Consider the following 13,440-nt stretch of genomic DNA (forward strand, 5'->3'; position numbering starts at 1 on the left):
CTCGATGCGGGGGCAGTCCGGCCAGGCGTCGCCGGCGATCCTCCGGCTCGAAGCGGTGCCGGGGGTCCTCCGGGTCGGGTCGTCGGCCACGCACGGGCCCGGGTCGGCCGACGGGCCCGGGGGGCTTGAGCCACCCGGGCCCGGCTGGGATGATCGAGGGCCTGGCGGCGCCGAGCCCGAGGGCCCCTCCGCGGGCGGCGGGGAGATCGGCGAGGCCACCGGTCCCGGACCACCCTTCATCTCATGAGCGACTTCATCGAGGTCTACGACGACGCCCTGGACCCGGGCCTGGTCGACGCGATCCTCGACGCCTTCGAGCGCAGCGACCGCAAGTCCCCGGGCCGGACCGGCCACGGCGTCGACCCCGCCCGGAAGGACAGCCTCGACCTGGACCTGACCGCCGCCGCCGGGTCCGACCCCTCGTGGAAGGCCTTGCACGACGGGGTCCTCGACGCCACCCTCCGGCACCTGCATCGATATGTGACGACCTACCAGGCGATGCTCGTCGGCGCCCTGTCGGCCTCGCTCGTCGACCCGGGGACCGGCCTGCCGCTGGACCTCGCCGCCGGGGAGCTGACCGAGGCCCAGTCCGGCATGCTCCTGATGAAGCTCTACCGGCCGGGGCACATCATCATGCAGAAGTATGCCAGGGGGGTCGGCGGCTACCACCACTGGCACTCGGAGATCTACCCCCGGTCGCCCGACTGCGAGACGCTGCACCGGGTCCTGCTGTTCATGTTCTACCTGAACACGGTCGAGCAGGGCGGCGAGACCGCCTTCCTCCACCAGGGCCGGTCGATCCGACCCCGCAAGGGCCGGATGGTGATCGCCCCGGCCGGCTTCACGCACACGCACAAGGGGAACGTGCCGACCTCGGGGGACAAGTGGATCCTCACCTCCTGGGTCATGTTCCACCGCGCCGAGTCGCTCTTCGGCTGACGAGCCCGCGCCCGGCCCGCCATCGAGGGGTGGGCCCCCGGGGGCCGGCCTCGGCAATCCGGTGGGGCGGTGCTCCGGGGAGCCCGAGGGCCGGCCCGGGCGACCCCGGCACCGGCTCGCCTCGGGGAGTCGGCCGAGGGGGAACGAGGAGGGGCGACCGGCGGGGGGCTCATCACGGAATTGCCCGGATCAATCACCCCAGGGTTGGCCGGGGTCTCGCCAGCGAGACCGCGGCCAACCCGGCGCCCCGGAGGCAAGTCTCCCGGGCGATGCGGTCGCATCCTGCATTGCCCCGATCACTGACCTTTGGGGTGGCTGGGGTCGAGCGCAGCGAGCCCCCGGTCTCGCGGGCCTCGGACCGGGGGCTCGCTGCGCTCGACCCCAGCCACCCCGACCGGGAATCGTCACGGTTCAACGCAATCCCGTATCAGGCCTTCGGCGCCCGGGGCCTCGACCGGCGGATCCGGGCGGCGTCCTTGCCGGTCGCCGGCCCCAGCCGGTCGATCAGGGCGTCGATCCGCCCGACGGCCCGGGTGTAGCCGAGGGCGGCCTCGGCCGCGTTGTCTCGGAGGGCCAGCAGGACGTTGAGCACGTGCTCGGCCTCCGGCCCGGAGACGTCCCGCTCGGCCCCCAGGCTGGCCACCGTGCGCTGGGCGACGCCCTCGGCGAAGCCGTAGAGGTCGTTGGCCGTGCCCCCGCAGATCTGGGCCACCTTGAGGCACTCCTCCAGCTCGCTCCAGGTCGACTCGTCGAAGTGGACCTTCATCGTCTCGGGCTCCTTGCGTCGTCGAGGTCGGTCCCGGGTGCGGCCGGCCTCACCGGGATCGTCGCGATTGGAACGGGACTCGCATCGGACCTGCACGTGCCGGGCCGACGAGAATCGGCCATGCGGGCCGGACCCGGCGTCCCGGCCCGGCCCGGCTCGGGAGAGGAGATGAGGCGATGGCCGAGCCCCGGAGGGCCGTCGGGCGGCTCCAGATCCAGACCGACCCGCGTTTCCAGCGGACCATGTTCGCCGTCCAGCGGGCGGCCTGGGCGGTCATGGCGGCCCTGCTCCTGGCGGCGCTGCTGGGCCTCTTCGGGTCCGGGCCGGTCAGCCGGGCGACGGCCGGGGGAGGGGGGGCTCCCCTCCTCCTGGAGTTCGAGCGGTTCGCCCGGCTCGACGCCGAGACCACCCTGAGAGCCCGGATCGAGGCCGCGCCGGGCCCGGACGGCACGATCCGGATCCGGATCGACGAGGGATACCTCCGGGACGTCCAGGTCCGACGCATCACCCCCGAGCCGGACCACGCCGAGGTCGGGGCCGACGTGGTCGACTACGTCTTCCGGGCCCGATCGCCGGGGCCTCGCGTCACGGTGACCTTCGCGGTGCGGCCCGAGCGGGCGGGCCGGCTCCGGGGGCGGATCTCACTGGGCGACGGGACGCCGCTGCGATTCGGCCACTTCGTCTACCCCTGAACGCCCCCGGGCAGCCCGGGGTGGAGCCGACCTTGGACTCGGTCCTGCGAGCCGCGGCGATCTACGCCTTCCTGGTGGTGCTGTTCCGCGTCGCCGGGCGGCGGACGCTCTCGGAGATGACCAGCTTCGACTTCGTCCTGCTGCTGGTCGTCGGCGAGGCGACCCAGCAGGCGCTGCTGGGCGAGGACTTCTCGCTGACCAACGCCTTCCTCTCGATCCTGACGCTGATCGCCATCGACATCGGCCTGTCGCTCTGGAAGCAGCGATCGACGTGGCTGGAGATGTGGATCGACGGGGTGCCCACGGTTCTGGTCGAGGACGGCCGCCCGCTCCGGGACCGCATGGACAAGGCCCGGGTGGGCCTGGACGACATCCTGGAGGCCGCCCGGCGGCTGCGGGGCCTGGAGCGGCTGGAGCAGGTGCGGTACGCGATCCTGGAGCGCGACGGCAAGATCACGATCATCCCCCGTCCGCCGGAGGGATGACCGGGGCCCGCCGACCTCCCCCGGTCCCGTCGGGCCACCCGGCGACAGGACGCCGCCCGACGTTCGACGCATACGCTACCTGGCAGGGCAGATTGGCGGCGTCGGCGAGAGGGGTGGCAGTTACGTCGGCTCATCCTCCCGACCCTCTGGCCGCTGGCTTTGAAGCCGGAACCCTGCGCCGGCCGGGGCGTCTAAGGCGGGGCTTCGTGTGGGCACTACACATCGTACGAGGGGGAGACCGATGCGATACCGCTCCAGGCTCAACCTTGCAGCCTTGGTGACCCTCGAGGCCGCTGGAGGCATGCTCCTGTCACCACCGCTCCGTGGCGACGAGCCGCCCGACCAACGCCTGGGTGAGAGATCTTCTCCTACTGTGACCGGCCTGCTGGATCCCGCCCAGCTCAGGACGCTCTGGGAGAAGCAGGCGAGCGAGATCGCGGGGGGCCGATTCGAGGTGATCCTGTTTCGGTACTACGATCAAAGCGGCAAGCTCCTCGACCGTGCCGAGGCCATCCGGCGACTTGAGGCCCTCGACCCGATGGCGGACGAGGAGGTGATCGAGCCGCTGTTCGACGACATCGAGAGGCTGGGTTGGTCCAAGCAGGAGTCGACCCTCTGGGGCACGAGGGTCGAGGTCGCGATCGACGGACAGAAGGTCGCCAATGTCTACCACAAGCCCAAAGGGGATGACGTCCATGTTTATGATGGCGTGGATGAAATTTCGTATCTGGGGAATCAGGCGTCAATCACTTCCGGGCGTAGCAACATCGCGCTAACCGACCTCGCCGCGATCCGTACCGTCCCGACCTGGGTCTCAAGGGAGCAAGACGTGACCGTCGAACCGGTCAATGCTCGCGAGGGCATCCTCCGGTCGGGCCGCGCCGTCATCCGGTTCGATCGCGCGACGGGATTCGTGAAGCGATATACCGAGATGAACGGCGGCCTCGCCGTGCGCGAGATCGTCCAGATCGGCCCCGAAGGGGACGGCGGCGCGAGCCTGCCCAGGATCAGGGCCGAGATCAGGTGCGAGGGGGAGAAGGTCCGGCTGCTGTCGATCTACCTGATCGAGGAGGCGGACATCGACGCAGTGATCGAGGCAAAGGACTTCCTCGTGAGCGTCCCCGCGGGCACTAAAGTCGTCGACTTCAGGGTGATGGACCAGGATCGCCCGAGGGTCGTCAAGGTGCCGATCGGGCTCAAGGATGTGAAGGACTATCAGGCGGCCGTGCGATAACACGGCGACGACCAGCCCCGATCTGTCTCGCGGGCCGTCCCCGACGACATGGGTCGGCTCCTAGCGACGGGTACCGCCGAGAAGGCTTCCAGGGCCCATCCCGCGGCGAGGGAGGGGCCGATCGATCGACACCCTCTTTGTCAGGGTCCGGGCCACCCAGCGTGGAGCGGGGATGAGGCCCTTCCGTTCCAGCCTGAGCCGAGGCTCGGTCATGCGGCGTCGAATACTGCTCTGGCTGATCTCCTCTGCGACCGCCCTCGGGCTGGTCCTGGGGATGGCTCTGCTACTGGCGATTGCTTGGGATGATGCGGCCAAAGGAGGGTGCCGCGGCACCCTTGGCACGCTCATGGTAGGTGTAGACGGATACGTCTACGCGAAAGGCCATTACCCCCCGGCCACCGTGCCGACTGAGGGACTGCCTCCGGAGGAGCGGCTGAGTTGGATCGTCGAGATCCTCCCCTTCGTCGAGGGCGGCGGCCCCTGGCTCGTCGACCGGACGATGGCATGGGATGAGGGGGCGAATCGGATCCTCAGGAGGCGGGGCAAATTCTCGGACGAGCGGATCTTCGTCGAAGGTCGTGACAGGACCGGTTGGACCCACTGCCCGGCCCATGACACCGTCTTCGACGTGGCGGGCCACGAGTTGACGTCTTACATCGGGATCGCCGGCCTCGGCCTGGACGCGGCCGAATTGCCGCTGGTGGACCCGAGGGCGGGGGTCTTCGGCTTCGACCGGCTGACCCCCCCGGGTGCGATTACGGATGGCACCGCGACCACCATGGCAGCCGCCGAGACCACCGAGTCCAACGGCCCGTGGAAGGCCGGGGGCCCGGCCACGGTACGTGGCTTGGACCCGAGCCGCCAGCCCTACATCGGTCGTGGTCGTCAGTTCGGCGGCACGCATCGGGATGGAGCCATGGTCGCCTTCGCCGATGGTTCGGTCCGCTTCATCCGAGCGACGATCGACCCGAAGGTGTTCGAGGCCCTTTCGACGATCGCGGGCGGTGAGCGATTGCCAGCCGGCTGGGACCGATAGGGGCCGACTGCCAGGATGAGTCTACTCCTGGCGACGGGGACTGTCGGGAAGGCTGCCAGGGCCCCTCCCGCGGCGGGGGAAGGGCCGATCGATCGACACCCTCTTTGTCAGGGGCCGGGCCCTAAGCCGCCGACGAGGGGCAACGGTCAGGGGCCTGGGTCCGGGGGGGCGTCGGGGGGCGTGGGCTCGGGGAGCGGGGCGAGGGTCGATCGGGCGAGCAGGTGGGGGATCCGGGTCGGCTCCGAGCGCTCGACGACCCATTCGAGGAGGGGGCGGGCGGCGTCGGGGTCGTCGGCATGGGTGAGGGCGAGGCCGGCGTAGGAGCGGGCCTCGGCCTGCTGGTCGGGGGTGGTGGCGGCGGAGAGCAGGTCGTCGAGGCCGAGGTCTCCCGCGAGGTAGGAGAGGATCGGGGAGGGCCAGGATTCGGGGTCGAGGTGCTCGGAGGCGGCCGAGATCAGGCCGTCGGCCTGCTCGGGGCGGCCGTCCCGGCGGTGCTCCAGGGCGGCGAGGATCGCGGCGTAGGGGGAGAGGGACTCGTACCAGCCGACCAGGGCGAGGTAGGCCTCGGCGTCGGCGGCGGCGCCGTCGATCCCCAGGGCCAGGGCGACCGCCGCCCGGTTGAACCGGGAGGCGGCGTGGTTGGGGTCGACCCGGAGCGCCAGGCCGAAGGAGGCGTAGGCCTCCCGGGGGAGCCGCTGTTCGAGCAGCACGAGGCCCCGGTCGTAGTAGGGCAGGGGGTCGAGCGGGGCCAGCTCGGCGGCCCGGGAGAGGTCGGACTTCGCCTCGTCGAGCCGGCCGGCGGTGAGGCGGGCCTCCCCCCGGTTGAGCAGGGGGAGGTACCACTCGGGGTCGAGGCGGAGGGCCTCGGTGAAGTCGGCGTCGGCCAGGTCGGGGCGGCCCCGGTCGGCCCAGAGCAGCCCCCGGGCGTTGTAGTCCTCGGCGGCGGCGTCGCCGGAGTCGATCCGAGCGGTGGCCGCTTCGAGGGCCCGGTCGAACGGGATCACCCGGTCGGCCCTGGCCCAGCCGGCCACGTCCTCGGCCTCCAGGAACAGCCAGGGGCCGTTCGCCTGGAGCACGGTGTAAACCCGGTGGATCTTGCCGTCGGCGACCACCCGGCGCTCGATCCTCAGCTCGGCGTCGGTCGAGTCGAGCACGACCCGATCCCCCGGCCCGACGGCCTGCCGGGCGGCCGAGGCCGAGGCCGAGGCCCCCGGGGGGGCGACCAGCAGCGCGAGGGCGATCGAGAGGGCCCGGGGCAGGAGGCCGGGGGCAATCATGGCGGGTCCCCTCCGGTGTCGGGAGGTCGGGGCGGGGCCGGGACGGGCTCCTTGCATCGTATCGCGGCGAGGGAGGGGGACCAAGGCGTCGGCGAGGGGGCTGGCGATCGTCCGGAGGGGGGACGCGATGGGATCGCGGGCCGGGGTCGGGCCGGATCGCGGGTGGCCCCGGGGGAGGAGGCCGGACTCCGCCCCTCGCCCCCGCCTTCGGGGGAGGGGGGGGCCGGAGACCGGGGGGTTCGGACGACGCGCCAGGCATCGCGATCGCTCGAAGACCCCTCACCCCAACCCTCTCCCCGCGAGCGGGGAGAGGGGGTCGGAGTCCGACCCTCGCCGAGTCGAGGGATGGAGAGGCACTCCCGATTTCCCGCTCCGATCCCCGGCTCGGGTGGGGGAGCTGGACGGGAGGCCCCGGGCTTCCGATGATCGAGGGGTTGCGCGAGCGGGCGGATGGCACGGTCGGGCCCCGATCGCCCCCCGGCCTCGCCCCTTCGCGGGTCGAGTTCTCGGACGCCGGGCCCCGTCCTATCCTTTGGGACAGCCGGCCCTCGGGGATCGGCCGGATCGACGGATGTGGGCCTCGACGCCGAAACGATGGAGTTCGCCATGATTGCCGACATGTTTTTCCTGAACGCATTCCTCGCCGGTTCCCTGCTGTTCGGCGGGGCGGGGGAGGGGGGCGAGTGGCCGAGCCTGCCCTCTCCGGACGGCCACGCCTATCGGATCTCCGACTTCGAGGAGAGCCGGCTCGTCGTGCTCGTGTTCACCGGCAACACCTGCCCCATCGCCGCCGACTACGACGCCCGGCTCAACGCCTTGGCCGGGCGGTTCGACCCCCGTCAGGTGCGGTTCGTGGCGGTCAACGTCGCGGACGGGCCCGGCGAGTCGATCGAGGACATGAAGGACCGGGCCGGGTCGGGAGGCTTGCTCTACCTGAAGGACGAGGCCAAGGCCCTCGCCCGGAAGTTCGACGCCCGGGTGACGCCCCACGCCTTCGTGCTCGCCGAGCGGGGGAGTCGGGTCGTCTACCAGGGGGCCATCGACGACAACCCGGCCGACGCCGCGAAGGTGCGGCGGCCCTTTTTGGAGCAGGCGATCCGGGCGGCGCTGGAGGGGAAGTCCCCGGCGGTCTCCCGGACCACGCCCAAGGGCTGCTCGATCCTCTACTGACCGGGAGGCCCCGCCCTCCCGGTCGGTCATTCGCCGGCGAGGTCGGAGGCCATCCGGCGCCACTCGCGGAGCTCGGCCCCCCTGGGCTCCAGGGCGGTCCGGAGGATGTCCTCGGGCCCCCTCGCCTGGATCGGGCCCGGGTCGTTGCTGGAATGGCGGCGGAGGGTCCGCAGCGGGACGACCCGGCCGAGGTCGGCCGGGTCGACGGGCCCGAGGGCCGTCGAGAGGCGGTCGGAGAGCCGGGCCCTCGGGGTGTCGAAGGGGGAGAGCAGGTCGTCGACCAGGCGATCGAGCCGGAGTCGGGCCGCCCGGACCGCCTCCTCGGCCGCCGAGACCTCGGCCGCCAGGCCCGGCCGGGCCGCCGTCGTGTTCCCATCCTTGGGGTCGGGACCCTCGGGCCGCCAACGGCCGAGGGGGGAGGCCTCGACGATCGTCGAGGCGAGCGCGAGCGACGCCTCGACGGCCTCCCGGTAGCCCGCGAGCACCGGCAGGACGGCCCGATCGGCCTCGCCGACCGACTCCATCGCCACCAGCAGCCGTCGGAGGGCCGCCTGGTCGGACCAGCTCCGCTGCGAGGCGTGCTCGTAGTGCTCGGCCAGCCGCTCGGCCCGCTCGGCGACCTGGACCCCGGCGGCCTTCTGCGAGGCGAGCAACTCGGCCCGGCCGAGGCGGAGCCCGGCGTACCGGAGCTGGGCGTCGGTCAGCTCCGCCTGGGCGTCGAGCCGGGCGATGGCCGCCCCGATCCGGCCGACGATGTAGGAGTCATAGAGCAGGGCCGCCTCCAGCGCATCGGCCTCGAAGTCCAGCGCGGCGAGGTCGGCCGCCAGCGCCTCCCGGGCCGCCTCCAGCTCGGCCTGGGCCGCCTTCGCCTCCCACCGGAGCGCCTCCTCGGCCTCCCTCCGGTAGGCCGAGGCCGGGCCCGGGCAGTCCCGATCCGGCCCGCCGACCGGCCGATCCTCCCCGGGGTCGAGGCGGAACCGCAGGAGGATCCGGGCCGAGTCCTCCCGGAGGCCCGGGCAGGAGCCGGGCCAGTCGGCCTCGGCCCCGGTGTCGGGGTGCTCCCCCAGGACGACCGCCGTCAGGGCCGCCCCGAGGCGATGGGAATGCGCCCGGGCCCAGGCCCTCGACGCCTCCCGATCGGCCCCGAGGGCCTCCCGCCTCCGCCCCAACATCGCCCGGCGCCTCCCGTGGTAGGAGGCGAGCGACCGGGCGGCCCTCAGGCCGGCGGCCGAGGCGGGGGCGAGCCCGTCGACCGCATCTCGCTGCGCCCCGAGGCTCTCCAGGCGGGCCCGGTAGACGAGGGCCCGCTCCTCTTGCCGCTGGAGTTGCTCGGCCCCGACGCTCGAGGCGGAGCCGCCGTTGATGCGGTGCGATCGGGCGAGTTCCCGGCCGGCCTGGTCCCGGTCCCCCCCCAGGAGCAGCTCGAGGCGGTGGAGGACGTCCCGCTCCTCGATCCGCTGGGAGCGGTCCTCGAAGACGACGTACTCGCCCAGGCCCCGGGCCCGGATCTCCTCGGACTGGGCCTCGAGGATCGCCGCGTCGAGCGCCGAGAGCCGGGCGCCGAGGGCCCGTGAGCGTCGGACGGTCGCCCCCAGGGCGGCGGAGGCCCCGGGGAGTCGCCCGGAGTCGAGGCCGGGGTGCCGGCGGAGCAGGGCGTCGACCTCGGCCGAGAGGGCGGCCGATCGGGCCTCCTCCCCCTCGATGCCGTCCCCGACCGGCTCGGGCTCGACCGATTCCCGGAGCCTCCGGTACTCCTCGTCGGCCAGGGCGAACCGACGGGCCGGGGGAGCGGAGGCCCCGGGCGATCCCGGGACGCTTCCCGGGCCCGCGGAGTCCGGGCCCGGATGCGAGGGCTCGGGCCTGCCCGCGATCAGGGACAGCGCCAGCAACGGCCAGATCCAACGGCCCGGGCCTCCTCGGCCCCCGGGCGAGACGACTGGAGCCATCGGGGACGAACCTCACTCGGGGGGGCCTGGGAGGACGCGTACGGGATTGCGTTGAACCGGGACCATACCTGGCCGGGGTGGCTGGGGTCGAGCGCAGCGAGCCCCCGGTCCGAGGCCCGAAGGACCGGGGGCTCGCTGCGCTCGACCCCAGCCACCCCAACGCACAGTGATCCAGGCGATTCGGTCGTTCAGGATCGACAGGCCGGGCCTCGGGACGATCGCCGGGAGGGGCCATCGCCCGGAGGGAACGTAGCACCTGGGGGGCGAGGCCGACAACTCCCGGCCGGGCCCCGTCGGCGTCCGCCGGAGGTCCCGGGGGGGCGTCAGCGGGCGGCGGAGGCGGAGGGGACCCGGGCGCTGGGGTCGAGGCCGAGGATGCGGCCCCGGGGGCGGGGGATGTCGAGGACGATCGGCTCGGTCGTCTCGATCGTCTCCTTGTTGCCGAGGCGGTCGAAGACGTCCATGCGGACGAAGAACCGGGCGGGGACGTTGGGGGGCAGCGTCCAGGAGAACCGGCCGGTGTCGGCCATGGGGGGGGTGATCTGCTGGGGGATGGCGTCGGGGGAGTCGGGGCGGATCGAGAGGATGACCGGCAGGTCGGCCGGGTGGGGCTCCTCGGTCCGCCACGAGAGGACGAGTGCGCCGGCCTCGTCGCCGGTGCCGAGGCCGACGGCGTCGAGCGAGACGACGGGGGGGGTCGTGTCCACGATCACGTCGACCTGGGGCGGGGTGCCCGGGGTCGGCCGGGGGTCCCCCAGGCCGTTCTCGGAGCGGACGACGATCCGGAGGCCGTACCGGCCGTCGCCGCCGAGGTCGACGAAGAAGGGGGACTGGCGGTCGGGGTCGGTGCCGAGCGACTGCCAGGTCTGACCGCCGTCGGCCGTCACCCACATCTCGACGACCGAGAGCATCGCGCCGGAGGCGTCCTCCACGTCGTAACTGAGCGGGAACCGGGGGGAACCGACCAGCAAGGGCTCCCCGGCGTCGGGCCCGGAGGCCGACGCCGGGGCCGATGCCTCGGGGGGCAGATCCGGGGCCGGTTGCGGGGGGGCCGGGCGGGGGGGGGGGGCCGCCCTCGACGCCGAGGCCATCCCCGGCGGGGAGATCGGCGGGGAGGCCGGGGCCTCCCGGCTCGGGGTCGGCAGGGGGGCGTCGGGCCCGATCCCGGCGAACGGGTCGTCGGGCGAGGGGGACGGCAGCCGGTCGGAGGCCCGGCCGGCCTGCATGATCGGCGCCGGGGCCGATCCGGCCGCCGGGCCGACCGGGGCGCCGTCCGGGGCCTCGGCGTGGCCGTCGGGCAGCGCCGCCTCGGCCGATCCCCGGTTGCCGGCGAGGTCGGAGATCGAGACCCGGACCGTCACCGGGTATCCCGTGCCCACCTCCCAGCGCTCCTCCCCCATCAGCCGGGGCTGGGCCCGGACCCTCCTCCAGGAGTTGGCCGGGGCCCCCTGGATCTGGTACTCCAGGGCGAAGGAGTCGATGTCGAGGTTCTCGTCGTGCACCGTCCAGTGGACGCCGACCACCCCCCCCCTCCTGGGCATCGCGCGGACGACCACCGAGGGCTCGGTCGTGTCGACCACCACCCGGAGCTTGGGGCGGACCTGGTCCATGTCGGGCGGGTAGAGCCGGTCCTGCCGGTCCCGGGTCCGGACCGCGAACCAGTACTCGCCGTCGTGGTCGGCCCGGAAGGGGAAGGCCATCTGGTTCGGCGCCGTCGCCCCGGCATACTCCCAGGAGAGCCCCCGGTCGGCCGAGACGTACAGGTGCACCTCGGCGATCTGCCGGAGCGTCGCGGGGTCGGTGATGTTGAACGGGATCCGGAAGGCCGGGCTGTCGGAGAAGGTCGGGCGGGGCTGCGCATCCTGGGGCCTCGGGACGGCCCGGGCGAGGGGGGCGACGCCGGGCGCGAGGAGGGCGAGGACCAGGGCGACCCCCGGCCCGAACCCCCTCCGGCGCGACCATCTCGCCGCCGATGCTGCCACCGCGCCCTCCTTGGCCGATCCCGGGCCGATCGGGTGCCCCTCGGCCGTGATTGGCCGGGGGCCGCCGGGCCCGATCGGGCGATCCTTCGCCCCGTCGAGGAACCGGGGGCGGCCGGACGACGCGCAGGGCGTCTCCCGACTCGGCCCGAGTTCCGGTTTCAACGGGTTTATCGACGCGCCCGGTTGAACGGCTTGAGGCCATCTCGCCGAGGGCGACCCCGGGGCGGGGACCCGCGGCGGGGCCGGGGCGTCTCCGGGGGGGGCGCCGCGTCCCCCCCTTGCTCGCCCCCTCGCGAGGACCCGGCCCTCGCCCGTCAGCCGCCCCGGAACTCGCGGACGATGGCGACGTACTGCTCGGCCAGGGCCCGGATGCGGGCGAAGTCCCCGGAGCGGACGGCGGCGGGCTCGACCAGGGAGGAGCCGACGCCGAGGCAGCAGGCCCCGGCCCTGAGGAAGGACTCGGCGGTGGTCAGGTCGACGCCGCCGGTGGGCATGACCCGGACCTGGGGCAGGGGGCCCCGCAAGGCCTTCAGGTAGGGGGGGCCGCCGACCTCGGCGGGGAAGATCTTGACCACGTCGGCCCCGGCCTCCCAGGCGGTCAGGACCTCGGTGGGGGTGAAGGCGCCGGGCATGATGGCCTTGTCGTAGCGCCGGCAGAGTTTGATGACCTCGGTGTTCACCGTCGGGGAGACGAGGAACTCGGCCCCGGCGAGCAGGGCGGCCCGGGCGGTCTCGGGGTCGAGCACGGTGCCGGCCCCCAGGACGATCCGGTCCCCCAGCGCCTTGCGGACGGCCCGGATGACCTCCGGGGCATCCGGCACGGTGAAGGTGATCTCGGCGGCGGTGACGCCGCCGTCGGCCAGGGCCGAGACGACCTCGGCGAGCTGCTCGCCGGACTCGGAGCGGACCACGGCGACGATGCCGCAGTCGAGCACGCGTTTGAGCGTCTCATCTCGGGACATGGGGGTTCCTCGGTCGCTCGAACGGGTTCGGGACGAAGCGAAGGGGCGGGCCATCCGGGGGGCGGCCCGATGTCGGGCGGCCCCCGGTCCTCCCGGTCTCCCGGACATCTTGGCGAGGGGGGCCGGCCGAGGTCCACCGCCCTTCGGCCGCCGGGCGGGGGTTTCTGATGGTCCCCGGGCCGGGTACGGTGGGTCCTCCGGGGCCGGGCCGCGAAGGCGCTCGGCCCGGGCGAGCCGAGGCGAGGGGGGCGATCGGGCGTCGATGGTCGAGACGATCGGGCCGCTGCTGCTGTCGATCCGGGTGGCCGCGATGGCGACGGCGGCGGTCGTCGCGCTGGGGCTGCCGGCGGCGATCCTGCTGGCCCGGGGCCGGTTCCCGGGCAAGGGGATCCTGGCGGGGGTGCTGACCCTGCCCCTGGTGTTGCCGCCGACGGTCCTCGGCTACGGCCTGCTCCTGCTGCTGGGGCGTCGGGGGCCGGTGGGGGGGGTGCTGGACCGGGTGTTCGGCGGGGTGCCGGTGTTCCACTGGTCGGGCCTGGTGATCGCCTCGGCCGTGGCGGCCTTCCCGCTGTTCCTGCTGCCGGCGAGGGGGGCGATCGAGTCCGTCGACCCCGCCCTGGAGGACGCGGCGAGGCTGCTCGGGCGCCGCGAGCGCGACGTGCTGCTCCGGGTCACGCTCCCCCTGGCCTGGCGGGGGCTGCTGGCGGGGGCCCTGCTGGCCTTCGCCCGGGCCCTGGGGGACTTCGGCGCCTCCTTGATGGTCGCCGGCGACATCCCCGGCCGGACCCGGACCGCCGCCATGGCCATCTACGACGCCGTCGAGGCCGGCCGGCCCGCCGCCGCCGCCCTGCTCTCGCTGCTGATCTCGGCGGTGGCCGTCGCCGTCCTGGTGGCGGTGCAGGGGGTGGGCGGGGGAGCCGGGCGAGCCCGGGGGGGCGCGAATGGATGAGG

12 protein-coding genes are annotated in these 13,440 nt (G+C 73.8%); 7 read left to right on the forward strand and 5 right to left on the reverse strand.

Features of this window, described 5'->3' with window-relative positions:
- Nucleotides 1-243 precede the first annotated feature (243 nt).
- Nucleotides 244-939 (forward strand): 2OG-Fe(II) oxygenase, encoded by a 696-nt coding sequence (locus ElP_RS13335; protein ID WP_145270022.1) that lies wholly within the window; start codon nucleotides 244-246, stop codon nucleotides 937-939.
- Nucleotides 940-1,366: 427 nt separating this feature from the next.
- On the opposite strand, the gene ElP_RS13340 is transcribed toward ElP_RS13335, so the two are convergent.
- On the reverse strand, nucleotides 1,367-1,705 hold the full coding sequence (locus ElP_RS13340) for a hypothetical protein (RefSeq protein WP_145270024.1): 339 nt from the start codon (nucleotides 1,703-1,705) through the stop codon (nucleotides 1,367-1,369).
- A 176-nt stretch (nucleotides 1,706-1,881) separates the two neighbouring features.
- On the opposite strand from ElP_RS13340, the gene ElP_RS13345 reads away from it, so the two are divergent.
- The 4 genes from ElP_RS13345 to ElP_RS13360 all read left to right on the forward strand — a co-directional run bounded on the left by ElP_RS13345 (nucleotide 1,882) and on the right by ElP_RS13360 (nucleotide 5,152).
- Complete coding sequence (locus ElP_RS13345) at nucleotides 1,882-2,397, forward strand: hypothetical protein (RefSeq protein WP_145270026.1); 516 nt, start codon at nucleotides 1,882-1,884, stop codon at nucleotides 2,395-2,397.
- Between the two features lie 32 nt (nucleotides 2,398-2,429).
- Complete coding sequence (locus tag ElP_RS13350) at nucleotides 2,430-2,882, forward strand: DUF421 domain-containing protein (RefSeq protein WP_145278420.1); 453 nt, start codon at nucleotides 2,430-2,432, stop codon at nucleotides 2,880-2,882.
- A 241-nt stretch (nucleotides 2,883-3,123) separates the two neighbouring features.
- A complete protein-coding gene (locus ElP_RS13355) occupies nucleotides 3,124-4,116 on the forward strand; it encodes a hypothetical protein (RefSeq protein ID WP_145270028.1) in 993 nt (330 codons plus the stop codon).
- Nucleotides 4,117-4,327: 211 nt separating this feature from the next.
- Nucleotides 4,328-5,152 carry a DUF1559 family PulG-like putative transporter gene (locus ElP_RS13360; protein WP_197446958.1) on the forward strand — a complete coding sequence of 275 codons (825 nt, stop codon included), beginning with the start codon at nucleotides 4,328-4,330 and terminating at the stop codon, nucleotides 5,150-5,152.
- Nucleotides 5,153-5,298: 146 nt separating this feature from the next.
- Here ElP_RS13360 and ElP_RS13365 read toward each other — a convergent pair whose 3' ends face one another.
- Nucleotides 5,299-6,429, reverse strand: coding sequence for a tetratricopeptide repeat protein (locus tag ElP_RS13365; protein WP_145270031.1), 1,131 nt, complete (start codon nucleotides 6,427-6,429; stop codon nucleotides 5,299-5,301).
- A 606-nt stretch (nucleotides 6,430-7,035) separates the two neighbouring features.
- Between ElP_RS13365 and ElP_RS13370 the strand changes: the two genes are divergently transcribed.
- Entirely contained in the window at nucleotides 7,036-7,599 is a 564-nt protein-coding gene (locus ElP_RS13370; protein WP_197446959.1) for a redoxin domain-containing protein, read from the forward strand.
- 26 nt (nucleotides 7,600-7,625) lie between these two features.
- Here the strand turns inward: ElP_RS13370 and ElP_RS13375 are convergent, their stop codons facing one another.
- The 3 genes from ElP_RS13375 to ElP_RS13385 form a co-directional block, all read right to left on the reverse strand.
- Entirely contained in the window at nucleotides 7,626-9,488 is a 1,863-nt protein-coding gene (locus ElP_RS13375) for a hypothetical protein (RefSeq protein WP_145270033.1), read from the reverse strand.
- Between the two features lie 380 nt (nucleotides 9,489-9,868).
- Entirely contained in the window at nucleotides 9,869-11,527 is a 1,659-nt protein-coding gene (locus ElP_RS37995; protein ID WP_197446960.1) for a hypothetical protein, read from the reverse strand.
- A 314-nt stretch (nucleotides 11,528-11,841) separates the two neighbouring features.
- Nucleotides 11,842-12,489 (reverse strand): bifunctional 4-hydroxy-2-oxoglutarate aldolase/2-dehydro-3-deoxy-phosphogluconate aldolase, encoded by a 648-nt coding sequence (locus ElP_RS13385; RefSeq protein ID WP_145270034.1) that lies wholly within the window; start codon nucleotides 12,487-12,489, stop codon nucleotides 11,842-11,844.
- Between the two features lie 262 nt (nucleotides 12,490-12,751).
- Here ElP_RS13385 and modB point away from each other — a divergent pair, with 262 nt between their 5' ends.
- Entirely contained in the window at nucleotides 12,752-13,438 is a 687-nt protein-coding gene (gene modB / locus ElP_RS13390) for a molybdate ABC transporter permease subunit (RefSeq protein ID WP_145270035.1), read from the forward strand.
- The last annotated feature ends 2 nt before the right edge of the window (nucleotides 13,439-13,440 follow it).

Source organism: Tautonia plasticadhaerens (assembly GCF_007752535.1).
GTDB lineage: Bacteria > Planctomycetota > Planctomycetia > Isosphaerales > Isosphaeraceae > Tautonia > Tautonia plasticadhaerens.